Origin of the sequence: Pseudomonas mandelii, assembly GCF_002251635.1 — a bacterium.
In the GTDB taxonomy this organism is placed as follows: Bacteria; Pseudomonadota; Gammaproteobacteria; order Pseudomonadales; family Pseudomonadaceae; genus Aquipseudomonas; species Aquipseudomonas mandelii_B.
Genome location: NZ_NMOJ01000061.1, coordinates 1 through 26,632, shown reverse-complemented (window position 1 = coordinate 26,632; position 26,632 = coordinate 1). Strand labels below are relative to the sequence as shown.

At 58.6% G+C, this 26,632-nt stretch carries 11 protein-coding genes and 1 pseudogene; 4 read left to right on the top strand and 8 right to left on the bottom strand.

What is annotated here, in order from left to right; genetic code table 11:
• Positions 1 to 307: 307 nt before the first annotated feature.
• On the top strand, positions 308 to 7,468 hold the full coding sequence (locus B7L09_RS09225) for a retention module-containing protein (protein WP_094468563.1): 7,161 nt from the start codon (positions 308 to 310) through the stop codon (positions 7,466 to 7,468).
• 381 nt (positions 7,469 to 7,849) lie between these two features.
• On the opposite strand, the gene B7L09_RS09220 is transcribed toward B7L09_RS09225, so the two are convergent.
• On the bottom strand, positions 7,850 to 8,209 hold the full coding sequence (locus tag B7L09_RS09220) for a DUF6124 family protein (protein WP_094468562.1): 360 nt from the start codon (positions 8,207 to 8,209) through the stop codon (positions 7,850 to 7,852).
• Between the two features lie 559 nt (positions 8,210 to 8,768).
• Between B7L09_RS09220 and B7L09_RS09215 the strand changes: the two genes are divergently transcribed.
• From B7L09_RS09215 to B7L09_RS09205, 3 genes are all read left to right on the top strand, one after another.
• Entirely contained in the window at positions 8,769 to 10,718 is a 1,950-nt protein-coding gene (locus tag B7L09_RS09215) for a hypothetical protein (protein ID WP_010461992.1), read from the top strand.
• A gap of 146 nt (positions 10,719 to 10,864) precedes the next feature.
• On the top strand, positions 10,865 to 12,790 hold the full coding sequence (locus B7L09_RS09210; RefSeq protein WP_010461990.1) for a hypothetical protein: 1,926 nt from the start codon (positions 10,865 to 10,867) through the stop codon (positions 12,788 to 12,790).
• A 188-nt stretch (positions 12,791 to 12,978) separates the two neighbouring features.
• Positions 12,979 to 15,276 (top strand): autotransporter outer membrane beta-barrel domain-containing protein, encoded by a 2,298-nt coding sequence (locus B7L09_RS09205; RefSeq protein ID WP_010461988.1) that lies wholly within the window; start codon positions 12,979 to 12,981, stop codon positions 15,274 to 15,276.
• 495 nt (positions 15,277 to 15,771) lie between these two features.
• On the opposite strand, the gene B7L09_RS09200 is transcribed toward B7L09_RS09205, so the two are convergent.
• From B7L09_RS09200 to B7L09_RS09180, 7 genes and pseudogenes are all read right to left on the bottom strand, one after another.
• Positions 15,772 to 19,596 (bottom strand): immunoglobulin-like domain-containing protein, encoded by a 3,825-nt coding sequence (locus B7L09_RS09200; RefSeq protein WP_176457680.1) that lies wholly within the window; start codon positions 19,594 to 19,596, stop codon positions 15,772 to 15,774.
• A 252-nt stretch (positions 19,597 to 19,848) separates the two neighbouring features.
• A pseudogene (locus B7L09_RS32775) lies at positions 19,849 to 19,935 on the bottom strand (DUF6124 family protein); the annotation flags it as partial.
• Positions 19,936 to 19,956: 21 nt separating this feature from the next.
• A complete protein-coding gene (locus tag B7L09_RS32355) occupies positions 19,957 to 21,831 on the bottom strand; it encodes an RCC1 domain-containing protein (RefSeq protein WP_049870734.1) in 1,875 nt (624 codons plus the stop codon).
• Positions 21,813 to 23,213 (bottom strand): hypothetical protein, encoded by a 1,401-nt coding sequence (locus B7L09_RS32350; protein WP_049870733.1) that lies wholly within the window; start codon positions 23,211 to 23,213, stop codon positions 21,813 to 21,815. Before B7L09_RS32350 ends, B7L09_RS32355 begins: the two co-directional genes overlap by 19 nt.
• Positions 23,214 to 23,354: 141 nt before the next feature.
• Positions 23,355 to 25,295, bottom strand: a complete 1,941-nt coding sequence (lapD, locus tag B7L09_RS09190; protein ID WP_094468560.1) for a cyclic di-GMP receptor LapD — start codon at positions 25,293 to 25,295, stop codon at positions 23,355 to 23,357.
• Positions 25,296 to 25,317: 22 nt separating this feature from the next.
• Entirely contained in the window at positions 25,318 to 26,025 is a 708-nt protein-coding gene (lapG, locus tag B7L09_RS09185; protein WP_094468559.1) for a cysteine protease LapG, read from the bottom strand.
• Between the two features lie 219 nt (positions 26,026 to 26,244).
• Positions 26,245 to 26,628, bottom strand: coding sequence for a YbaN family protein (locus B7L09_RS09180; protein ID WP_094468587.1), 384 nt, complete (start codon positions 26,626 to 26,628; stop codon positions 26,245 to 26,247).
• Positions 26,629 to 26,632: the final 4 nt, after the last annotated feature.

The window sequence follows — 26,632 nt, the reverse complement described above, 5'->3', positions numbered from 1 at the left end:
GGGGAGGGAAGCGATACGGTTTTGAGGCGACAGTTTTTTGTCGCTCTACAGGTTCAAAATCGTTACGCATCGCACTTAAGGCAATTTGGCTGCGATTGGACCCCCAAGGTTGTTGATTAAATTGGGGTTTTTCAAAAAACGGACACATTGCCCACGAGCGACACGCTTGGCGAGACTATCGCCGGGGCAGCGGCTTACTTGGGTAAACGCACCTCGCAGGCGATCCGCCAGGCAACCTGCTTCAACCATGAGCACGTTCTTCGCACAAACAGGGTGCCGACAGCGGTTGGCAGCGGAGGAAATGCACATGGCAACGCTCATCGGTATCGTCAGTAAAGTCATTGGTCAGGTGTTCGCGGAAACGAGCGGCGGCACACGACGTGCGCTGGTCGAGGGCGATCGATTGTTCGCCGGCGACCAGTTGATCACCGGGGCCGAAGGCGCGGTGGCCGTGCATTTGCAAAATGGCCAGGAACTGACCCTCGGGCGGGGTAGCAGCCTGCAAATGACCTCCCAGCTACTGGCGCATCAGGCGCCCCATGTGGATACCGCTGAAGCGGTGACGCCGACTCAGGCGCAACTGACCGATGTCGAGCAACTGCAAAAAGCCATCGCTGCCGGCGATGACCCGACTCAAACGGCTGAAGCCACGGCGGCCGGCCCTACATCGACCGGTGCACCCGGTGGAGCGGCGGGCGGCGGCCACAGTTTCGTCATGCTCGAAGAAGTGGGCGGGCGGGTCGATCCCACCATTGGCTTCCCCACCGCAGGCTTCAACGGCATTCCCGAATTTCCGCTGGAACGCTTGGCCGGTGATCTGGACAACGGCGACAATGCAATCGCGGCCCCCATCGTTCCTGACGTCCCCAACAATCCGGTGACCCTCGCGGGCCTGTCGGTGGCGGGGGGCGAACTGACCCTCAACGAAGCCAACCTCGCCGACGGTTCTGCCAGCAATCCGGGTGCGCTGATCCAGAACGGCACCTTCACCGTGTCTGCGCCCGACGGGCTGACCAGCCTGAGCATCGGCGGGATCAATGTGATCACGGGCGGGGTGGCTGTCGGCTTCCCGCAGTCGATCACCACACAACTGGGCAACACCCTGACGATCACCGGTTACAACCCGGCCACCGGCGTGGTCAGTTACAGCTACACCCTGGTCGGCAACGACACCCATTCGGCCGGCGAGGGGGCTAACAACCTCAGCGAACAGTTCACCGTCGTCGCTAATGATTCCAATGGCGATACTGCCACCGGCACGCTGGACGTCAACATCACCGACGACGTGCCCAAAGCGGTCGATGACACCAACGCCAGTACCGCCTCGGAAACCCTGCTGACCCTGACCGGCAGCGTGCTGCCCAACGACTCGCAAGGCGCTGACCGCATTCCCACCGGCCCCAACAGCGGGCCGATCATCGGCGGCACCTTCACCGGGACATACGGCACCTTGGTGCTCAATCCCAACGGCACTTACACCTACACGCTGAACACCAGCGACGCCGACTTCAAGGCGCTGCACGGCGGTGGCGATGGCACCGAGAATTTCACCTACACCCTGACCGATGCCGACGGCGATACCAGCACCGCCAACCTGGTGCTGCAAATCCACAATAACGATGATCCAGTGACCATCGATGGCCTCAACGTCAACGGCGGCGAACTCACCGTCTACGAGAAAAACCTCAGCGATGGCAGCAGCCCCGACGCGCCAGCGTTGACCCAAAGCGGCACCTTCACCATCACTGCCCTCGACGGCGTGCAAACCCTCAGCGTCGGTGGCATCAACGTGGTGGTCGGCGGCGTCTCCGCGGGCTTCCCGCAATCCATCGTCACGCCGCTCGGCAGCACGCTGACCATCACCGGGTTCGACAGCACCACCGGCGTGGTCAGTTACAGCTACACCCTGGCCGATAACGAAGCGCATCCGACCGCCAACGGTGCCAACGGAATCTCCGAGCAGTTCGCCGTCACCGTGGTCGATGACAACGGCACCACCGCCAACGGCAATCTCGACGTCAACATCGTCGACGACCTGCCACAGGCCGTGAATGACAGCAACGCCGGCACTGCTTCGGAAACCTTGCTGACCCTCAACGGCAACGTCCTGACCAACGACGTGCAAGGCGCTGACCGCGTGACCATCGGTGAGAACGCCGGCCCGATCACCCCGGGCACCTTCGTCGGGACTTACGGCACGTTGGTGCTGAACGCCAACGGCACGTACACCTACACCCTCAACACCAGCGATGCGGATTTCAAAGCCCTGCACGGCAATGGCAGCGGCACTGAAACCTTCACCTACGTCATCACCGATGCCGACGGCGACACCAGCACCGCGAACCTTGTACTGAACATCCACAACAACGACGACCCGGTGACCCTCAACGGCCTCGACGTTTACGGCGGCGAACTCACCGTCTACGAGAAAAACCTCAGCGACGGCACCAGCCCGAACGCGCCGGCCCTGACCCAGAGCGGCACCTTCACCGTGACCGCCCTCGATGGCCTGCAAACCCTGACCGTGGGCGGGATCAACGTGGTGACCGGTGGCGTGGCCGCAGGCTTCCCGCAATCGATCGTCACCCCATTGGGCAGCACGCTGACCATCACCGGCTACAACCCGGCCACTGGCGTGATCAGCTACAGCTACACCTTGGCCGATAACGAAACCCACCCGACCGCCAACGGTGCCAACAGCATCACCGAGAACTTCAATGTCGTGGCGACGGACACCGACGGCAGCACCGCGTCGGGCCAGATCAACGTCAACATCGTTGACGACCTGCCCACCGCCAACCCTGATCACGCCTCGGTGGGCGAGGGCGCGACTGTCTCGGGCAACGTGCTGGATAACGACATCGGCGGTGCCGACGGCCCGGCGCTCAGCGGTGCAGTGATTGGCGTGCGCGCAGGCGCGGACACCTCGACCTCGGCCATCGGTGGCCTGGGCACGAATATCAACGGCACCTACGGTTACCTGACGCTGGATGCCAACGGCAACGCGACCTACCACAGCAATCCGAATGCGGTGAACGGCCCGGGCGCGACCGACGTGTTCACCTATACCGTGCGCGATGCCGACGGTGATGAAAGCACCACCACCATCACCATCGACGTGTCCAACAGCTGCATCGTCGCGTCCCGCGATACCGACGTGACGGTCTATGAAAAAGCCCTGGACCTGACCAAGGACGGGCAAGACCTGGCGGCCGGCACGGTCATCGGCAGCGATCCAACCAGCACCGGCGAAACCGCCAAAGGCACGCTGGTCGGCTCGGTCACTGGTGCGACTGGCGCAATCACCTACACGCTGGTGGGCAGCGCCACGGGTAACTATGGCCAGATCCAGCTCAACCCCAACGGCACGTACACCTACACCCTGACGTCGCCTGCGACCACAACGCCGCATGCCAACGACGGCGCGAATTCGCTGACTGAAAGCTTCACCTATCAAGCCACCGATTCGCTGGGTAACAGCACCACCAGCACCATCGTGGTGAAGATCGTCGATGACGTGCCAAAAGCCTTCGACGACAGCAACGCCGCCAAGGCGTCGGAAACCGCTCTGACCCTCAACGGCAACGTCCTGACCAACGACGTCCAGGGCGCAGACCATGTTGCCACCGGGCCGAACGCCGGGCCTGTGACCCCAGGCACTTTCACCGGCACTTACGGCACCTTGGTACTCAACGCCAATGGCACATACACCTACACGCTGAACGCCAACGACGCCGACTTCAAAAACCTGCACGGCGGCGGCACAGGCACCGAAACCTTCGCCTACACCCTCACCGATGCCGACGGCGATACCAGCACTGCCAACCTGGTGCTGAACATCCAGAACAACAACGACCCGGTCACGCTCAACGGCCTCGATGTGTACGGTGGTGAACTTACCGTCTACGAGAAAAACCTCAGCGACGGCACCAACCCCAATACCCCGGCCCTGACCCAGAGCGGCACCTTCACCGTGACCGCGCTGGACGGTCTGCAAACCCTCACCGTGGGCGGCATTGCGCTGGTCACCGGTGGCGTGGCGGCAGGCTTCCCGCAATCGGTGGTCACACCGCTCGGCAGCACGCTGACCATCACCGGTTACAACCCTGCCACTGGCGTGGTCAGTTACAGCTACACCCTGGCGGACAACGAAACCCATCCAACCGCCAACGGCGCCAACAGCCTCACCGAGAACTTCACCGTGGTGGCGACGGACACCGACGGCAGCACCGCGACAGGTCAGATCAACGTCAACATCGTCGATGATTTGCCCACCGCTGCGCCGAACACCGCCAGTGCGATCGAAGGCGCTACGGTCAACATCAGCGTACTTGGCAACGACGTACCCGGTGCCGACGGAGCGGCGGCCGGCGGGGCAGTGATCGGCGTGCGGGCCGGCAGCAACACCGCCACCTCTGCCGTCGGTGGCGTGGGCACCAACATCAACGGCACCTACGGTTACCTGACCCTGGATGCGGCGGGCAACGCCGTGTACCACAGCAACCCGAACTCGGTCGGCGTCGCGGGCGCCACCGATACGTTCACCTACACCATCCGCGATTCCGATGGCGATGAAAGCACCACCACCATCACCATCAACGTTACCGACAGCGGCCTCAAAGCCGTGGTCGATCAAGACGTCACGGTCTACGAAAAAGCCCTCGACCTGAACCAGGATGGTCCGGACCTGGCCGCCGGCACCGTCACCGGCAGCGACCCGGGCAACACCGGGGAAACGTCCACCGGGACGCTGGTCGGTTCCGTGACCGGCGGCAGTGGCGCCATCACCTACACCCTGGTCGGCAGTGCCACCGGGACCTATGGGCAAATGCTGCTCAACCCCAACGGCACCTACACCTACACCCTGACCTCGGCGCCGAAAACTTCGCCGAACGCCAACGACGGCCCGAACACCCTGAGCGAAAGCTTCACCTACAAAGCCACGGATGCCTCGGGTAACAGCACCACCAGCACCATCGTGGTGAACATCGTCGATGACGTACCCAAGGCGGTCGCCGCCGATCGTTCGGTCGCCGCGGTCGAGATCGATTCCAACCTGCTGTTGGTGATCGACGTCTCCGGCAGTATGGCCGATGCGTCCGGCGTACCCGGGCTGTCGCGGTTGGCGCTGGCCAAGCAGGCGATCAGTGCCTTGCTCGACAAATACGACGACCTGGGCGATGTGAAAGTGCAGATCGTCACCTTCAGCAGCAACGCCACTGACAAGACATCGATCTGGGTGGATGTCGCGACCGCCAAGTCGATCATCTCCGGCCTGACTGCCGGCGGTGGCACCAACTACGACGCGGCTGTCGCGACGATGCAAACCGCGTTCAACACCTCGGGCAAACTGACCGGGGCGCAGAACATCGGTTACTTCTTCTCCGACGGCAAACCCAACGAAGGCGACATCGGCACCGCAGACGAAACCGCGCTCAAAGCCTTCCTCGACGCCAACAGCATCAAGAATTACGCGATCGGCCTGGGCAGCGGCGTGAGCAACGCCAACCTCGATCCGCTGGCCTATGACGGCAGCACGCACACCAACACCAACGCGGTGGTGGTGACCGATCTCAACCAACTCAACTCGGTGCTGTCGGGCACGGTGGTCGGCGCGCCGGTCACGGGCACCTTGCTGGAAGGCGGCACGTTCGGCGCCGATGGCGGCTTCATCAAAACCCTCGTGGTCGACGGCACGACGTATACCTACGACCCTAAAGGCAACAGCAATCAGGGTTCGTTGAACTTCAGTGGCGGCGCCAACCACGGCACGTTCAACACGGTGAACAACAGCATCAGCATCGCCACCAACAATGGCGGCACGTTGGTGGTGAACCTCGACACCGGCGAGTACACCTACACCTCGCAAAAAACCACGGCGGTGGTGATCACCGAAAACATCGGCTTCACCGCCAGCGACAACGACGGCGACCTGGCCAGCTCCACGCTGACGGTCAAAGTCATTCCGAACGCGGCACCGGTGGCGGCCGATGACCACATCATCACCAACGTGCTCTCGGGCAACATCGTGGTGCCGGGTGAATTGCTGCTGGCCAACGACACCGATGCCGATGGCGATCCGCTGACGGCTTCACCCACCAACTTCAACACCGGCTGGATTTCAAAAGGCGCCGACTTCACCGGCACTGGCGCGATCAGCTTCGCCTCGACCGGCAACAACACCGCTAACCAGGTCCTGGCGAATGTGCGCAACGCCTTTTCGGCGAACGCGGCCACCATGACGGCCGTGCTGGTGATCAGTGGTTATCTGGGCGGGGTAACCACCGGCAACGCCAACGATGAGGACCGGATTACCGTCAACCTCAAACAGGGCGAAACCCTTAACCTGGACCACAACCTGGCAGGCGGTCACATCGCCATGGAGTACTCGCTCAATGGCGGCGCGTGGATCACACTCGCGGACGGGCAAACCCTCACCGCGGCGGCGGACGGGACCTACCAGATCCACGTTACCAACATCACCAACACCAGCGGCAGCGGCGTGAACAACGCGGAAAACTATCAGCTGACCATGACCCTCAACTACGCCGGGGGCCACGACATCGCCCCGGATGCCCACGGCACTTACACCGCCAATGACAACCACGGCGGCAGCGACAGCGCGGGCGTGACCATCAGCTATCAGGACGGCCACACTCTCACCGGCACGGCTGGCGACGATGTGTTGGTGGCGGGCGCCGGCGACAACGTCCTCAATGCCGGCGACGGCAACGACGTGCTCACCGCCGGCTCCGGCAACAATGAGCTGCACGGCGGCGCCGGCAATGACTTGCTGTTCAGCGGCACCGGCAACGACATGCTCGACGGCGGCACTGGCACCGACACCGTGAGCTATGCCCACGCCACCGCCGGGGTCACGGTCGACCTGAGCCTGGCCTCCGCGCAAAACACCGGAGGCGCCGGCACCGACACCCTGACCGCCATCGAAAACCTCACCGGCTCCAACTTCAACGACTCGCTCACGGGCGATAACTTCAGCAACGTTATCAACGGTGGCTTGGGCGACGACATCCTCAAGGGTGGCGGCGGTGACGACTTCCTGATTGGCGGTCTGGGCAACAACACCCTCACTGGCGGGGCAGGGGCTGACACCTTCCAGTGGCTCAAAGGCAACAGCGGCCATGACGTGGTCACCGACTTCACACCAGGCACCGACAAACTCGATTTGTCGCAACTGCTGCAAGGCGAAAACGGCACCGCGGCATCGCTGGATGACTACCTGCACTTCAAAGTCATCGGCAGCGGCGCCTCGGTCCTGACCAGCATCGACGTCAGCGCCATGGCCGGCGCGGCACCGAACCAGACCATCGACCTGGCCGGCGTCAACCTGGCCAGCCACTACGGCGTCACGCCGGGAGCGGGCGGGGTGGTGGCGGGTGGGCATGACACAGCGACGATCATCAATGGCATGTTGAATGACCATTCGTTGAAGGTGGACACCGTGTGATCTGAAGGCTGACCTCTGAAACGACAAAACCCGCCATTCCTGTGTAAGGAATGGCGGGATTTTTGTTGTCTGTGAGATCGCTTTCGCAAGTAAGCCCGCTCCGACACTTTGATCTTCAGTGAACACAAAACAGGCGAACAACCCAGGTCAACTGTAGGAGCGGGCTTGCTCGCGAAGAGGCCCGAAAGTCCCCCACAAAACTCGCAGCCTGAAGAGCTGTTGTGGCGAGGGGGCTTGCTCCCGCTGGGTTGCGAAGCAGCCCCAAAACCATTCACCGCGATTGTGTCTGATAAACAGCGTTTCGCTGGTTCTACGACTGCTGCACAGCCGAGCGGGAGCACGCTCCCTCGCCACAGGAAAGTGTTCGCCCCAGAATTTTTGCTAACCCTGCGGAACGAAATTATCCAGCATCCGGTTCACCGCCAACTCACCCAGCATCACCACCTGCTGAATCCCCAACACCGTGTTGCGATGCGACCCCTCCATCAATCCCGCGAAATTACTCAGCATCACACTCGCCGACGCCAGGGTTTCGCAGGCGTTGACCAGCAGGGTCTCGTCGTTGGTATCGGGGTCGATTGAGTAAATCGTGCTCGGTTTACGCGGAGTGTCTTTGGGAACGACCGGTTTGAGGTAGTAATCGAGGGCGCGGTCGGCGGCTTCGTTGAGTTTTTTTGAATCGGGGGTTTCGTAGGGGGAAACGTCGTCGGTTTCGGGTGGGTTGGGTGTGATTTTGAACATGGTGAAACTCCNTTNATCNNTGTTGGAACCACCGGTACCTGTCGCTAAACAAGTAAGGGTGGCGGCTGTACGCAGGTTAGCGAACCGAGAGGTATAAGACCCGGCAGACCCGAGGGTCTCCCGCGCACAGCCACCATATCGAAACTGCAGACATCAGCCTGCAATAAAAAGGGGACATTGCGTGCCTTGATATTTACCGAGCTGCTAAACCCGATCGCTGCATTTGCAACGACACGGAAACGATAGAGCGAGGGGGCAAGGCACACAAGCCGGCGGATTCTGGCGTAGTCGTAGGCAACGGCGCAAGGTTGTGTAGCCTTGGTCAGTGTCAGGAGATGTCTTTTAAACATCGCCGTTTAACATGAAAAGATTGTCCGAACCCAGCAGTTTTGGGCCGACATATCTGATAGCTAATGCCAACTAGCAAAACCTGTTATTTCTGACAGTAGCCAGTCTGTACGCAGTGCCGTTAAATCACTTCAGAGCAACAAATACCTGACACGCTGAATACGTACTGAGCGTGAGAGAACGTCGACAAAGTCTTGAGAGGAAGTCAGCAATGCCGATTTCTCAAAACCGGGCTGATCCAACGGATCCAACCCTGGAACAACCGAGGGTGCCTGCCATCCTCAAGGACGAGAACGGCGAAGAGAGTCCGGAGGGGCTGTTGCCGAGAAGTGCAGTGAGTGATGACCTGGTCGTCATCGTTCCGAACTGGAGAACGGCACTCGTCGATCCGTTTCCCTACATCATCTCTATCAGTTGGGTAAAGGAAGGCAGTTCGTTCACCGAAGTGTACAGGGAGGAGTTCACCGACCCAGGGGAGAAGACCTTGAAAGTCCCTCGGGACAAGCTGGATCACGGTATTTATTCCCTGTCGTACCAACTCAGTTACGGCGGGAACGCAGAACTGTCCTTCTCCAAGCGCGTCACGGTCGATAGAGTGCCGCCGGATGATGGTCAGGAGCCAAAGCCGCTGGTGATGCTGGATGTTCCCGGCGATATCACCGATGACTACCTCACACGATTTGGAGAGGTCAGATTACAAGTCCCGCTCTATGTCGATTTAAAGGCCCGGGATCGCGCAATCTATTATTTGACGGACAACCCCAATCCTCTGGATACCGAATCTGGCATTCGTGAGCAGGAGTTCAGTCAACAGGACATTGACCAGCGTCGTCTCATCATTACCGTGTACGCGGCGGATATTCGTGGTCGTGGGCACGGTCAACGCTACTTTTATTACCGGCTACGTGATTGGGCCGGCAACCGTGGGCCACGCTCGACCCTGTTACCGGTTTTTGTCGACTTGACGCCGGCCCCTGGCAATCTCGATCCAGCTCGGGTGCCATTGTCGGTGCGGGGGTTGATCGACCGCGAACACGCTCGCGAAGGGGCGGTCGATCAGAAAGCGGTCACCGTCGAAATCGATGCCTATGACAATCCGGACGCCTCCGACAAGGTTCTGATCCGGTGGAATAGTCATGCTCTCGCCCCCCTGGACGTTGACCCAACCCAATTTCCGCTCAGCCAAACTGTACCGTGGTCGACACTGACGGCTGACGGGCTCGGGCCGATGGATGCGCGTGTTGACTACCGCATCAGTCGTGGCGGGACACCGACGCCGCCTGCTCCAGAAACGCAGGTGCCGGTCAATTTGACGGTCGCCGGTCCGGATCACGCTGACGCTCCCGCGATGTTGAACCTCACGCTGGCGAATCTGGAGATCTATGGCGCTGTTTCGAAACAACTGAACACGCTGCAGACGATAGATCATGGTCAGCCCGCCGACGGGTACTTGCGCTTGTACGACAATCCACAGCCTGGAGAAAAGATCTTCCTGTACTGGGGCGCCATCAGCACGCCAGTCGCTGAATACGAGGTCAAGGATGGCGACAGCGCCGGGCAAAATATTGAGTTCAGTATTCCTTGGACGGCTATCGAGCAAGACATGGAAAATCCGGCGTTACCGGTGTGGTACACCACCGACAACCAGGTAAACGTGCAGTTGGCCCGAGCGACTCCGGTAAACGTGGCAATCATCATCATCAGGAATTTGCCGGAGCCGACGTTCCCTGATGGCGGGCTAAAAGGCCTGCTTGATTGCTGTGCCAGACCTCGATTGTGGGAGCAGGTGCGGGTGCATATCGAGGGTAACGACGCGTTCGACAAAGACGATATTGTCGAGCTTCATTGGCAAGGGTGTTACGGCCCCAATGGCACATCCCCCATCCCGGGGGTCACTGAGTCATTTGAAACAACACTCAGTCTTGAGCAGGCACGCAATGGTTTTGATATATCGGTGACAGACTATGAAAGGTTAGTTGCGCCGATGGTTGATCGCGGATCAGCACTTTGCCGATATTTTTTGAGAAAGAGCAACGGCGGACAAGGTGAGTCGAAGTCTGAGTTTGTGATTATCAATAGAACGATGCCCAGTGGTCAATTGTGCGGGCCGAATAATGATATTTGCGAAGAATCATTCGTGAGTGACGTGCCTAAACATTGATCGATTAAAAGAGCGCAATACTGTCCGCTGTTTAAGTCGGATTATCAGAATTAAAGTCCGCGCGTGGGTGGTCAGTTTCCAAGTGTCCTGACGGGGGCTGGTAGTGTCCTTTGTCAGATAATCAAGCAATTGAAAGGAAGATACAGATGACCAGTTTCAAACCATTGGATCCCGCACAGAATCGCGCGCGTTATCTTGTCGTTCGGCAGAGTATGCCTACAGAGGACGCAGCGCCCCCCTCCCTGCACGCTGATAATCCCCTGTTGCCCGATACCGCGGACGATTTGCCAAATCAGTTGCATTCCAGTCTTCAAGGCGCACAGCTAAAAGTGCTGATCCCCCGATTTGCTCAGGCGGGCGATGAAAACGCTATACCAGGGTTTTTGAACTTGACCTGGAATGGCAGTCGTGTTGGTACCCGATATGATTATGAGACTCCAATTGATCCTGCCATCACTGAGTTTGAATTGCTGTTGCCAGCAGGCCTCACTAATGCATCGGGATCGCATGAGTTAAGTTATATACTGAGTCATGGTGGCAATCCTGATGAAGTTGCGCACGAGGTAATTAATATCGATACGCAGGCTCCCTTGCCGAACGGTGAGGTGACCCTTCCTGCAGAAGTTGAGCGAGACGGCATTACCAAACCTTACCTGGATGCCAACGGTTTTGTTCTTGTTACCGTCCCTCAATACGCCACAAAAAAAATCGGGGATGAAATCGAAGCTTTCTTTGGCATATCTTTGCCAGGAGCTATTTCGATAGGGAAGGTGACTGTTACAGATACCGCCGTGCCGGTTACTTTCAACTTGACTGCTGCCCAGGTTGGCACCGAAGAGGGTGAAAAAGAACTCTGGTATACGTTGATGGATCGGAAAGGTAATAAGAGTCTCCCCTCAGCGTACAAGAAAACGAACGTATCGCTGACGGATCCGCCAGAGGGATTATTGCCACCCAGCATTCCGCTGTTTGATGATGATACGCTACCTAAACTGGTGGATCTGGCCGATGCGCGGATGCCTTTGGGCATCGGGATATTGGCTGAGTACGATAATTACATCGCGGATCGTGATGAGATCGAAGTGACGGTAGATGGCATTCTATTGCCCGCACAGCGGATCAACGGCTTTCCCTTCTACGTGAATGTTCCTTATAGCGCGCTGGCTAAAGATAGCCTTGGCGAAAAAACAATAACAACCAGTTATCAGATAAAGCGCGGCACGGTTCGTCACCCATTAACGCCACTTACAAAAAATATTGTTGTCGACCTCCGCAGACCGGGGCCCGGTGAAGGGGAGGAGAATCCCAATCCGGACCTTGATCTGGTGACTGTTCAAGGACAAGGAGGTAATGGCCCGAATGTACTGACAGAAGACGACAAAGATCAGACGGTTTCAGTCACTGCGCAGGTTTTTGATGGCGTCAAGGACGGAGACGTTGCGACACTGATCTGGAAGGGTGTTGAGGTGACAGCAGCACAGGGGGGCGTCATTGAACTGGATGGAACGGAAACGGATGATTTGGAATGGACTGTTGAGTGGGAAGTTGTGGATGAAGGAGGAAATGGCAATCCGCTTCCGGTAAGTTACAAACTAACCAATCCGGACCTTAACGAAAATGAGGAGTTTTCGTTGCCTCAGGACGTTGATGTTTATATTCGTCCGGGTGTTGCGCCCGAAGTAAGGTTTCAACATATGGATCCAGATTTGACTCTACTCAATTGCCAATCTTTGCGAGCCGATGCAGTGCTTGGCAAATGTGCTGAAGCACTGGTCGCAGGTGGAGAGCCGGAATTGAAGGGGAAAACATTGGCCTGTACTTATCAAGGGTATAGCGATTCTGCGGGGACTACAGTGAAGCCGGGTACCAAGTACGAATTCAACTATTCTCCGAGCGATCAGGAGGTTGACGACGGTTTTATTATAAAAGTCCGCTACCAGGAGCTTCTTGCAACACAGAGCGCATGGGGGGAAATCAGTTACGTCGTCGAGATCGATGGGCGGGACGTAACTTCCAGTCACTTCGTTAGAGTGCATATGGTAGGGGGGACTGGAACGCCTTGTCCGATTTAAGTGAAAAAGCCCGGAAGGTGTAAAAACCTTCCGGTTTTTTTTAGTGAGGGAAGTTATGGAAATATTCGCTATGTGATTTCGGATATTTCCTACATTTTTTTAGGGGGAGTTCCTTTACCTTCCGCGCTCTATTTTTTCACGCAAATGTATTTGCGCACTTTTTATTATGAGTTGGAGGTGGATAAATTATGAAAGTATTTGGCGAGCTCCCCGTCAGGGTTATTCGAAAACGCGCGCTGGGCGTACTGGTGTTCATGCCGGTCTTTTCTTTGTCCGGCACGGGTGCACAGGCGGCAACCATCGTCGACGGAACGACACTGGATATCGACTCATCGACAACGTCGATCGACTATCTGGTGCGTAACAATGGCGTGTTGAACGTCAATGGCGCCAGTACCCGATCGATCACTGTGCAATCTGGCTCAACGTTGAATATCAACGGCGCGAGCATTGTCGGCAGTAGCGGCGCTGAAGGCGTTGTAGTCACCAGCAGTCGAGGCACTATCGATCGGGCCAATGTGACCAGCGAAGACATCGGGCTGGCCGTAAACCGTTCCAGTGTCGCGGCCGGCGGATCGGACGTGACCGTTTCCAATAGCCAGATCAAGGGTGAAGTAGCTGGTGCCCAGGTCACGGGGCTGAGCAAATTGTCGTTGATCAATACGCAAGTCACCGGCTCGGCAGGCGACGGCATTGGTGTGAACATTCTGGGCGGTGAAGTGGATGCCTCTGCCGGGACGCATATCACCGGGCAGGCGACAGGTGTGCGGATGGTCAACGATTCCGCCAATGTAGGTGCTCGTGCCCTTACACTGGATAATGCCATCGTACAGGGTGTCAACGGCTCCGCGGTTCTGGTCGAGAGAGGCACAAATGCCACTATCCGTCTCTCGAACGGTGCCAGTCTGCTTGCCGGAAACAACATCTTGCTTGATGTGCAAGGCGCCTCTACCGCCGCCATGACCGTCGCCAACAGTGCGCTTCAAGGCAACGTGAATATAGATGGCAGCAGCGTAGCGAACCTCACCTTCGATCAGGGCCATTTCACCGGTGATGTCGTGCTCGTCGATGACGCCTCCTCGGCCACGGTCAACCTGCAAAACAATTCACGGTTCACCGGCAGCCTGGATAAGGTCGACGGTGTGACCATCAACAGCGGCTCCAACTGGACCCTGACCCGCAACGACACCGTCGGCGCATTGGCCATGAATGGCGGTACAGTCAGCTTCGGTTCGCCCGATGCCCCGGACACGTTCTACCAGTTGAACGTCGGAACACTTGCGGCCTCAGGCACCGGCGCCAATGTATTTGCGATGAAAGGCAACTTTGCCACCGGCCATCACGATTTCCTGAACGTGACCGGTGTGGCCACTGGGCAGTTCGGTCTGTTGGTTGCGGCCTCTGGGCTGGATGCCGTGTCTCCCGGGCAATTGAACCTCGTGCATACGGCGGCGGGTGATGCGCAATTCTCGCTGATCAGTGGCAGGGCGGACCTGGGAACCTGGTCCTATTCGCTGAAAAGCACGATGGACGAAAGCGGGGCCACCGACTGGTATCTGGACCCTGCTACCGAAACCGTCAGCCCGGGCGCGCGTTCGGTATTGGCCCTGTTCAATACAGCGATCACTGTGGCCACCGGCGAAGACGCATCCCTACGCAGTCGCATGGGTGAGCTTCGATTCAACGGCGGCAAGTCGGGTGCCTGGGTGCGTACTTACGGCAGCCAATACAATGTGGCTGACGGCTCGGGTGTGGCTTATCAGCAAACCCAGCAAGGTTTTTCCCTGGGCGCTGATGCGAGACTGGGTGAGAGCCAATGGTTTATGGGGGTGATGGCGGGGTACAGCAATTCCAGGCTGAATCTTGATTACGGCACTTCCGGCACCGTCGACAGCTACTACGTCGGGCCTTACGCAACTTGGCTCGATGCCGATTCCGGTTACTACTTCGATGCCGCGCTCAAGTTCAACCACTTCCGCAACGAGTCAAAAGTCGGCCTGAGCGACGGTTCCCGTGCCAAAGGCGACTACGACAACTCCGGCCTCGGCGGCTGGGCCGAATTCGGCCGACACATCAAGTTCGGCGATGGCTACTTCATCGAACCGTTTACCCGATTCTCGTCTGTCGTGATCCAGGGCAAGCATTACAACCTGGACAACGGCATGGACGCCAACGGTGATCGGGCCCGCTCGATGCTGGGCAAGGTCGGCAGCACCTTCGGGCGCAATTTCGACTTCGGCAACGGCAAGGTGGTACAGCCTTATATCAGTGCCGCGGCGGGTTACGAGTTCGCCAAAAATAACAAAGTGCAAGTGAACAACAATGTGTTTAACAACGACCTGTCGGGCTACCGTACCGATTTCGGGGCGGGGTTGGCAGTGGCTTTCTCCGAGGGGATGCAGGCGCACGTTGATTTTGATTATGAAAAGGGCGAGCACATTGAGAAGCCGTGGGGGGTTAACTTTGGGGTGAGGGTTAACTGGTAAGGGAATAGTAGTCTTGCAAGACTGAAACGCCGCTTCTCCTATTGGGTAAGCGGCGTTTTTTATTGACCCGTCTGACCGGCAATCACCTGTCTCGGCAACCACGAATCTCCATCCTCAATCCGCTTCACCTTCAGCAACAACGGTAGCGCCAGGGTAATCGACTGCCCGCCCCGCACCAGCTTCCATCGTAACTGCGCACCTTGTCATGCCACACCCCGAGAAGCGCCGCCCGATGGTTCGAGTCGAGTGGTGACTCCGGAAACGGCGGTGACCCGACACAGCGTTCATCAGGACCAGTCGCGCCTGATCCTGGTTAAGTTCACATCAGTCATGCAGGTGAAGGCGCGTAAATAGATTCGGCGCTTTAACTAGTCTTTAATCACGATTGTGGAAATAAATATTTCCCCTTCGCTTATCACATTCAAAACCTTATTCGCTCTCCCATGATGGAAGAAGTTAATGAGGTGCGCTTTTGTACTCGTCAGGTTTATAAGACTATAAAGGTTGAATACACCATGCCCCGAATCGCCAGCGTTGGTCGACGTCGGATGCGCAACGTTGATCCATATGATCTATATTGTAGAAAGCGTATGTTTGATAACCCTGAACCGGAGGGCATCCACCCACTTCACAAAGCCAATAATTTCGGGCGGTAGGTAATTTTTGGCCATACACTCGTTGCATGTCATTGAGGGCTTGGCCAGCCGGCAATGCATTGCCGAAGGAGCTCATCCAGGAAACGGCCTGAGCGTGCGTTAAATATGAATCATTAGATCGCAGTTGATATATGTTTCTCACTGATATTGGATAACTTACCAATTGAAGCGATGCGTCTCGAACGAAAATTGTGGCATTGCCGATACTGTTGCCAGTGACTTTGCCCGTTTGTGTCACGGAGGCAACGGCCTCATTACTTGAATAATAATAATAGGGAGTCTTTCCACCTTGAGCCAGGCGAACATCAGTATTGCCAATAGAATCTTGTCCAGTTTTCGGCCAATTTGGGATTTTTACTGAGAGCCCATTTAGGTTCATCTGACTAGTATTAATTGTTAATGGTGTTGCTACTGTGAGGCTACGCGCTGGCGTGGAGGACTGTCCACTGCCATACAACGCTTTAGCGGTGAAGCTGTGAGACGCCACACTCAACCCTGTCACCAGCAAGTACCAGATTCCCGTCGTTGTACTGGCGGTGGGCTCCCCCTTCGATATGGTGCCGTCGAGTACCTGGACCTTCTGGCCTTTGCTGGCCGTGCCGGTCAGCGTCACACTGGTCTCGAACGTTGTACCGCCATTGTGGATTTCGACCCTGCTTGTCGAGCCTTTGACCGAATCAATGGTCGGTTTGACCTCCACCGCCACGGTAAACGTGAACGGTGGAGCGGACTCTTCGCCTTCGCCATACAGCGCCAGCGCCTTGAGGCTGTAAGCCTTGACGGTCAATGCACTTACCACCTGAGTCCAGACACCCGAACCATTGGCGGTAGGTTCCCCCAGTGACGTGGTGCCATCAAGCAAGCGGACTTTCTGGTTGGGACTGGCCTTGCCAGTGACGGTCACCGACCGGTCGAAGGTGATGCCACCCTGGGCGACCGGGCCTTTGGAATCGGTGACCGAGTCAATGGCCGGTTTGAGCGCCGCCGTCACGGTAAACGTGAACGGTGGAGCGGACTCTTCGCCTTCGCCATACAGCGCCAGCGCCTTGAGGCTGTAAGCCTTGACGGTCAATGCATTCACGACCTGAGTCCAGATGCCCGAACCATTGGTGGTAGGCTCCCCCAGAGAAGTGGTGCCATCGAGCAAGCGGACTTTCTGATTGGGGCTGGCCTTGCCAGTGACGGTTACTGATCGGTCGAAGGTGATGCCGCCCTGGGGGACCGGGCCTTTGGAATCGGTGACCGAGTCAATGGTTGGCTTGACCGCCACCGCCACGGTAAACGTGCGCAACGGGGTGGATGCTTCGCCCTCGCCATACAGCGCCAGCGCCTTGAGGCTGTAAGCCTTGACGGTCAATGCACTTACCACCTGAGTCCAGATGCCGCTGCCATTGGCGGTAGGTTCCCCCAGTGACGTGGTGCCATCGAGCAAGCGGACTTTCTGGTTGGGACTGGCCTTGCCAGTGACGGTCACCGACCGGTCGAAGGTGATGCCACCCTGGGCGACCGGGCCTTTGGAATCGGTGACCGAGTCAATGGCCGGTTTGAGCGCCGCCGCCACGGTAAACGTGAACGGTGGAGCGGACTCTTCGCCCTCGCCATACAGCGCCAGCGCCTTGAGGCTGTAAGCCTTGACGGTCAATGCACTTACCACCTGAGTCCAGGTGCCCGAACCATTGGCGGTGGGTTCCCCCAGTGAAGTGGTGCCATCGAGCAAGCGGACTTTCTGGTTGGGACTGGCCGTGCCAGTGACGGTTACTGATCGGTCAAAGGTGATGCCGCCCTGGGGGACCGGGCCTTTGGAGTCGGTGACTGTGTCCAGTGTCGGTGCAATCCATGCTGCGACCAGCAAATTCAACGTAACCGAATAACTCCACAACCCCGTAGTCGCATGCTTCACCGTGTAACGTACCTTGACGTACTTGCCGATGTTGGCCGCGACGAACTCCTCCGCCACTCTGAACGTCACGGGTTTTCCGGCGGTCACGGTGGTGATCGGCACCCAGTTGGTTGTGCTGCCAAAAGGACCGTTGCCGCTCCAGTGACAGGTCAGAATGTCGCCCGGGAGCGTGCCGAGGTAGTTGACCCTGACATTCACGTTATGGAAAACCTTCGAGGGGTCGAGCACATCCGGTGGGTCGGCTTCCAGCACCACGGGCACCGGCAGTGTGGTGCGCAATTGTTCGACCTTGAGCAGCAAGCGTTCCGATTCACTGATGCCATACAGCGCTACGGCGTCGTTGGTGATGCGGTAGGACAGGTCCAGCGAACCCTTGTCCAGCACGACAATGTGCTGACTGTCGATGTGGAAGGTCACTAGCTTGTCGGCGGCCTCTCCGGCGCTGACAGTGTGTGGCTCTTCGTGCAAATACGACTGACCGTTGGCTTGGGTACCCAGCCAGATCAGGTTGAGGGAATCGCCGCTGGCCATGCCGGGATAGCTGACACGCACCGTTGCATATTCGTTGTCGGGTTCAAGCGTGCCGCCCACCGCTTGCTCAACGATGGGCGCCGGGATGATTGCCACATCCCCAACGACATCGGCGAATGCGCGCTTGGACGACAGGGGCGGCGAGTTATCCAGTTTGGTCAACACATACGAGGCGTCGGCCGACCCCATGGCAATTGCGCGGACCTCGGCGTAGGGCACCTTGAATTCGAGGTGGTGCGGGATGTTGTCCACGGTTCGCGATTGCGTATGGATCAACGGTTTGCCGACAGCAGGCGTGCCGATCCAGGTCAGCTTCACCGTATCGCCGATCGCAAAATCGTCGCCAGCAATCTTGACCAGAACGGTGACGTCTTCGTTGTTCAGATCCTTGAGGGTGATGACCCCGTTCACGGCTTCATTGATGATCGGTGATTCCAGGCGCCAGGCACCGGCATCGACCAGAACCGTCGTGCTTATGGAGTGCTTCTCGGCCCAGTTCCACACCGGGTCGTGCGGAAAGTAGCGAACCGGCAACGCCGCGCTGTCACCGCCGGCGAGAATGGCGTCCTGATCCACCGTGATGATGATGGGGGTTTCGCGATTGGCCTGATCGGGGGTGACGGTATGAGGGATTCGAACGCTGCCCCAGTGCAGATTCACCACGTCGTAAGGGAAAATTCCAAGGTAGAAGGGGATCGTGACAGGGACACCGCTGGCGGCCCACTCCGCATCGATACCATTGTCAATGACGTCTTGGGGGAGTTGAGGTTGATGCAGTTCGGAATGGCCTGGCAGATGAGGTTCCTTGTCGCGCCCCCCCGGCCTGTCGAGCTTCACCAGCACCCGCAACCCAGCTGACGGGTCGTCCGGCACTGTTTCGTCCTTGCGCGTGAGCACGTAGTAAACCGTTTCCACCCAACCGGGAACCATGGGGGCGACGGGCAGGAAAAAGAACAGGAAATCACCGTCGACTTCTTCTGGCTGGAGTTCCTTGTGGAAGATCTTGTCACCGTCCCAATACACATCAATCTGATCGCCCGCCAGCACTGGAGGGCTGTATTTATTGATAGCGCACAACACCCCCTCCGGATGGCTCTCCACCACACTGATGTTGATACCCGCGTCACCGTCGACAATCGGCTCGACCGCGCCGGCAATCATCAATGGCCGGTGCTGCAGCGGGGCGACGACCGACCCTGAAGGGCGAAACAGGAATAGACCAGAAGCGGCCATCAAAAACTCCTTGGCGAAGGTACGCCACTGTGGGGGAGGGGACATTGACAGGTAGATTGGGCACGATGAAAGGCGCGCTGACTACTGTCAGAACTAACAGGTGGGCGGGGGTTTTAGACAAACGGTAGGCGAAAAAAAACGGCCTGGGTAGGCCGTTTCTTGTTCCATGCACCTCCGTGATCGACCCAGACCCAATGTGGGAGCGGGCCTGCTCGCGAAGAACGATGACACGGTATGACTGACCAGTGATGACTTCGGATCAAGGTTATCCTGCATCCGATTCACCGCCAACTCGCCCAGCATCACCACTGGCTCAATCCCCAGTTCAGTGTTGCGATGCGTAGTCAATCGATCCGTCCCTTAAACACTCACTCCACGCGAAACTGCACTTACCTGATAGGAAACCTGACCGACCAACTGGTCTTGCACTGCACTGCTGTTGCCTCCTTTTTCCGGGTTACCCCAGGTTACAACGCGACCATCGGAAGTCAGGGCGGCGAACGCCTCGTCGCTGGCGTATAGGGCTTGTACATTGATCAGTTGGTCCTCAACCGCTGACGTATCCCCCCCCATATCCGGCTTACCCCAAGCTACGACGGTACCATTCTTACGCAAGGCTGCGAACGCACTCTGCGTGCCGGCCACCTGCACAATGTCGTTCAGCAGCGCGATGTCGGCAGGCACCACGCCGCCCCTTATCGGGCTTCCCCACGCCACTACATGGCCGTTGGCACGACGAGCTGCGAATGCTGATGCTGTCGAGCTCACGTCGACAATATCCGTCAATCCCGCGAACTCTGGGCTGATAGTGCCACCACTTGATGGTTCGCCCCAAGCCACCCATTGGCCTGTAGCGCGCTTCGCTATAAACGCCAGAGCATTACAACGCAGCTCGATGATATCGTTCAATGAAGCAATCGGTGCTGGCAGATTTCCACCAAACTCGGCCCTGCCCCAAGCGACGAGACGGCCGTTGGCGCGAAGGGCCGCAAAGGCATACTGGGCACCGAGGATCATGTTGATATCGGTGAGCAGGGCAATGTCCGTCGGCAGGTTTCCCCCCCGACTGGGATCCCCCCAAGCCACCACCTGCCCGGTGGCCCGTTGCGCGGCAAATGCGTTGCTACTGACAACGATCCGTACAATGTCCCTGAGTGCCGCGATTGCAGTAGGCACAGTGCCGCCCCCATTGTCATACCCCCAGGCAACCACCTGACTCGCATTCTTTAGACCGGCAAACGCCGCTGAGTTACCAACAACCCGAACAAAGTCCGAAGGAACAACACTGCCCATGTTCCCACCACCATACGGTCTCCCCCACACCACCACCGCGCCATGGGTTCGGCGGGCAGCGTAAGCGGAGTAAGTGCTACTGACTTCAACGATGTCTTTCAGGGGGATAATGGCCGGAGGAATCTTCCCACCGTAATCAGCGTTGCCCCAAGCGATCACGTCACCCCCGTCACGATGCGCGACGAAGCAGTGTCCGTTGCCGATAATATTTGCCGGATTGAGGGTGATCTGTTTGTCGGAGGAACGAACCTGTAAAGATTCCTGTGGCGTTGTATCAGTCCAGGTGGCGGCAGTTGTCCACTCAATGTCTGTGGCATATTTCCACTGCGCCTCTATGGGTTGCTCGGTAGTGGCATCGAACGCGCTCAATACACGAGAAGCGCCGGTATGCCCAAACGTATGGCAATTGAAGCGCGCCCCCATGACTTTCAGGTTGCCTGAGCCAATCGCCTGGCCAACCCCAAATTCCAGCACATTCGAATAACTCGTCTCGTTCGTCGCCGCCCGCCAGATCCGGTAACTCACCGTCACCTTCTTGCCGCGGTTCGGCTCGATATGCTCGGCGACAAACGCGGCGCTGAGGGTGAAGTGCACGTCCTTGTCCTTGGACAGCCCGTTGAGAGTGGCGGAGTCTTCCGTGAGGCCCGTGACTTCACCCGTCCAGGTGTAGGTCACGATGTCACCGGATTGGGTCGGTTTGACGGTCGGCCTTGGCGCGGTCAGTTTGCCGATGCCGCCGGGCAGGTCCCCGGGCTCCAGCGCTCCGTCCTGTTCACCGAGGACGATGGGTTTGACCAGTTCGAGTTGCGGCTCGCCCACCTGCAGCAGCGCCGCATGCAAGGATTCGCGGCGGACTCGGTCGCCGTTCTGGTCTTCGCTGAGCAGGTGGTACCACAGCTCCAGCGTGCCGCCTTCCAGGGTTTTCAGGTGCCTGCCGTCCACCGCGATGAAGAAATCTTGCTGGGCTTCGATCTCTTCCCAGGTTGGAAAATACCAATCCAGCTCAGGGGTGTAGCTGCCGGTATCCGGGCGGGTGCCGGCCCAGATGAGGTCGTGGCCATGCCCTGCTGCATGATCGGATCGAACGGAATCCGCACGCGAGGGTGAGGCAGGTCCGGATCAATCGCGCCGTTTTGTTCATCTTCGGCCTTGGGCGCGGCCAGGTGTTTCGGTTCGCCGATGAAGGTGACGAATTGCCCCTTTGACGGCAGGGGGTCGGTCACGCCCGGGCGCTCTACGCGATAGGAAAAAGTCACCTGGGTTTTGGCCAGTTGACGCACGTCGGCATTGGACAGTTTGAATTCATAGGTATGCGGCAGGTTGTTGACCGTCTGGGCCGGCGTGTTGACTTCCACGGCCTCGTTGTCCACGGTGGTGCCGCGCATCTTCAGGATGATGCGGTCCTCCAGCTTGAACGCCGGCCCTTTGGCCCAGACCTGAGCCGTGATGTTTTTGTCCTCCAGCGCATCGAGGTCAAGGATGTTGTTCGTCGCCTCCTTGACGATCGGCGCATCAAGCAGATCGACGCCGGTCATGACCACCAGCCGCGTGGCCTTGCACCAGTCTTCCGAAAAATTGTGCACCACATCGCGCACGCGGAAGGTGACCGCCAGCCCGGAGATGTCGGTGTCGCCCGCGGCCAGGATGGTGGCTTCGACGACGTGGATCACGATCGGGTGAGTGGCCGGGTCGCTGATCTGCTCGGCAGTCAGCGGCGCGGATTCCACGAGCACACCGCCCCAGCTCAGCACCATGACATCGCCCACCGCCGCATCCGGATAAGGCACGCCGGTCCCGGACTCGGCCCGAATGATGATGTCCACCCCGGCCGCGGCGATCTCCTTGTCGACGATGTTCTCGACGATGGCCGGATCGATGAACAGGTACAGGTTCGAGTGGCTGCCTTCTTCCGGGTTAAGGTCCTGGCCCGCAGGAATCTCCAGCTTGGCGTAGAGCTTGAGTGCCGGCGTAAACGTCTCGGCGCCCTGATTGAAACGCGTCACCCGGTAAGCCAGCGTGTGCGTCCCGGTCAGCCAATGCCTGGGTTCGACCCACAAGGTCACCCGCTGACCGACTTCGGCGTCGTCGGTGATAATGTGCTGATTGACCACCTGGCCGTTGAACAGCAGCTCGACCTTGTCGCCTTTGCCCATGCTTGACCAGGCCGGGACGTAGACCTTGAGCCCGTTGATGGGGAAGTTGTCCAGGGCCGCGGCGCGGTTGATTGCCCAGACGTCAGTGGAAGAGTCCAGTAGACGGGCACCGGGGATTTCTGGTTCACGCAGCAGCATGGAAACAAGGTGACGGACGGGTTGCACGAGCATGGGGAGACTCCTGTCGAGGGGGGATGTGCGACGGTGTCTTTTAAACATCGCCGTTTAACATGAAAAGATTGTCCGAACCCAGCAGTTTTGGGCCGACATATCTGATAGCTAATGCCAACTTTCAAACCGCAGTCATACCCCTTACATCGGCTCCGGCGGTCCAATCAACCGCCCCATCACCCCAAACAACCCCAACTCCCGAATCACCTCCAATTCCCCTTTGGTCTCGACCATCTCCGCAATCAACGGCAAATCAATGCTGTTGGTCGCCCGGTAAATCGCATCAATAAACAGCCGCTTGTCACTCTGTTCATCAATGTGCCGGATGTACGCGCCATCGATTTTCAGATACGCCAAACCCAGCTGCGTCAGGTTGCCGATCTGGCTGAAGCTACCGCCGAAATGCTGCAAGCCGATGCGGTAACCGGTGTCGAGCAGGCTGTGGCTCAGGCGTTGCAATTCATCGGGGGGCGGTAGTTGGCGTTCGTCGATTTCCAGTGTCAGCAGAGGGGCCAGGTCAGGCAGCGATTCGAGCATGTCGATGATTTGTCGCAGTTGTGCCGGGTCGCGCAGGGTGCTGCCGGACAGGCTTAACGCCAGCGGCCAGCGGTTGACGATGAGGTAATCGAGGGTGGCTTCGAGCATCGCCAGGTCGAGCCGTGCCGACCAGCCGAGACGCTCGATCCACGGCAGGAAATGCCCGGCGGCGATGGCCTCGCCTTGCGGGTCGAGCAAGCGCGCGAGGACTTTGTGGTGCAGCACCTGGCTGGTGTCGGCGCATTGCACCACGGGTTGGAAATACAGCTGCATTTTGCCGTGGGTCAGCGCGTCGTCGATCCAGGTGCGCCAGTCGTGTTGCGAGTGGTTCGTCGCGGTATCGGAATGGGCCAGATGCACCCACGGCCGCTCAGGATGTTGCTGAGCCTGGGCCAGCGCTTGATCGAGGCGCAGCAGGACGTCGCCGGCCGCTTGGCCGGGCTGATAGGCGACCACGCCCAAGTGTGCAACGGGCATGCAATCGCTGGCGCCGGTCAGGCGCAGGTTTTCCAGGGTGGCGCTGATTTCCGAGGCGAGGCGGGCGGCTTCGGTACTGTCCAGGCCCGGTGTCAGCAGGCTGAATTCGCCGCCACGATTACGCGCCGCCAGCCAGGTGCGCCGTTCCGGCAGTTGTGTGAGGCGCTTGAGCAATTCGCCGACGGCGCTGATCAGCCCATCGGTGCGCTGGCCGCCCAGGCGTTGGTTGAGGCCGATCAGGTCGTTGATTCGCAGCATCAATAAATGGCCGTCGCTGCTTTGCTCGCAGACCAATAAATGGTCGGCCAGTTGTTCGTCCAGCAAGCGTCGATTGGCCAGGCCCGTGAGGCTGTCCTGATAGGATTCGGCGCGCAATTTTTCGCTGCGCGTGGCCTCTTCGGAGAACAGCGCCTTGAGCTTTTCGACCATCTGATTCATGGCCAGCACCACGCGCCTCAGTTCAGGGGTGCGTGGCAGTTTTGGCAGGCTGAGGAACTCGCGTTTACTGATGGCTTCGGCTTGCCGGACCATTTTGTCGAGCGGGCGCAATTGCCGGCGTAACAACCATCCACCGAATACGGCGCTGAGCAGCCCGCAGATCAACAGCCAGATCAGGCTGCCGAGGGTGCTGTCCCAAAGTTTGGCCAGGGCGAACTGCGGATTGCTCTGCACTTCGACCCGCGCCACCTGTTCCCAACCGCGCATGATCAGCGCATCGCCACCTTCCGGGCGCAGGTTGACCAGACTCACAAACCAACCGGGCACGCCTTCGATCTGCGCCGATGTGCTGCGCTCCACCAGCACCTTTTCATCAACGATATTGACGACGCGGATGCTGCGGAAATAGCCGCTGTCGAAAATCGAGCTGACCATCAATTCGGTCATCGCCGGGTCGTCGATCTGCGCGGTCAACGACAGACCCAAGGCGGTGGCAGCATCCTGGGCGTGGGAGCGCAACTGGCTGAGCATCTGTTCTCGGGAGCTTTCCAGGCTGACAAAAAAACTGCCACTGAAGGCCACCAGCAAGAACAGGCAAATGGCGAGAAATAACTGTTTGCGCAGCGACATAAAACGCTCCTTGCGATGGCGGCTAGCCTTCGCCCACGGCGAACCCTTCGGCTTGCATCTTTTTCAACACGTCCTGCCACCGCGACAATTTCTTCGAGTCACTGCTGCGTTTGCCGCCATTGGCCCCCGGCAAGTACAGGCCTTCGGCGTTGAAGGCGTACACCGGCAACAGGTCGTTGCGTTGGGAGGCGGGGCGAATTTCGCCGATCAGGTTGTCGAGCACCAGCGGCTCGGCCGTGGGGCTGCTGTAGAAGGTCAGCACCATGTGCGCCTGGTTTTGGGACAGTGCCTTGACGTAGGTAATGCGCAGTTTCTCGCTGGGAATCCCGAGTTGGCGCAGGCTGAAATATTTCGCCAGGGCGTAGTCTTCGCAGTCGGCGGCACCCTTAATCAAAGATTCTTCCGGCGTGGCCCAGTAATCGGTCTGACGCCAGATGCGCGTGTCGTCCTGAAAGTTCAGCTGTTGATTGAAGAAGCGATTGACCGCGTCCAGTTGTTCGCGCTCGGGTTGGTTGAGTTCGCTTTTAAGCATTTGACTCCAGGCCTCGATTCTTCCTTGGGCGGGGCCGAGCGGGCCGTAGCGCTTTTCGGCGATTTGCAGGATCTGCGTAAAGTTCCAGTCGGCCCAGACACTGCTGAGCCCGGTCAGCAGAAAACTCGCCAGCAGCAGCCATCCGCCGAGCCGAAGTCGGAGCGTTGGCCATCCTGGACTACGCCGGCGACGGGACATGTCTGGCTGCTCGGGTGCAGATGACTGAAGTCTAGGCGGTGTTTTCAGCGAGGCAGGACAAATTGTCGGGTGGCAGGTGATCGTTCCCACGCGGAGCGTGGGAATGATCGGATGACGAGGGGGCTCAGGGCTTTTGNATTCAGCGAGGCAGGACAAATTGTCGGGTGGCAGGTGATCGTTCCCACGCGGAGCGTGGGAATGATCGGATGACGAGGGGGCTCAGGGCTTTTGCAGGGTTTTCTGTTTGAGGATGTAGATCGTCACCAGCACCGCGCTGGTCAGCATGACCCCCCGCGCCCACGGCAGGGGCACCAGGTAGCAGGAGAAGCCGATGCTCAGCCACATCAAGCCGATTGCATAGACCTTGCCCTTGAGCGGAATGCCATTGCCGTCCAGGTAGTCNNGAATCCACGGCCCAAGCCGTGGATGCCCCACCAGCCACTGATAAAACCGTGGCGAGCTGCGGGCGAAACAGGCGGCCGCCAGCAACAGGAAGGGCGTGGTGGGCAACACCGGCAGGAAAATCCCGATCACCCCCAGCGCTACGCTCAGCCAGCCGATGGCCAGCAGCACGTAACGCAGGAGCAGCGAACGGTTGCCCATGGGG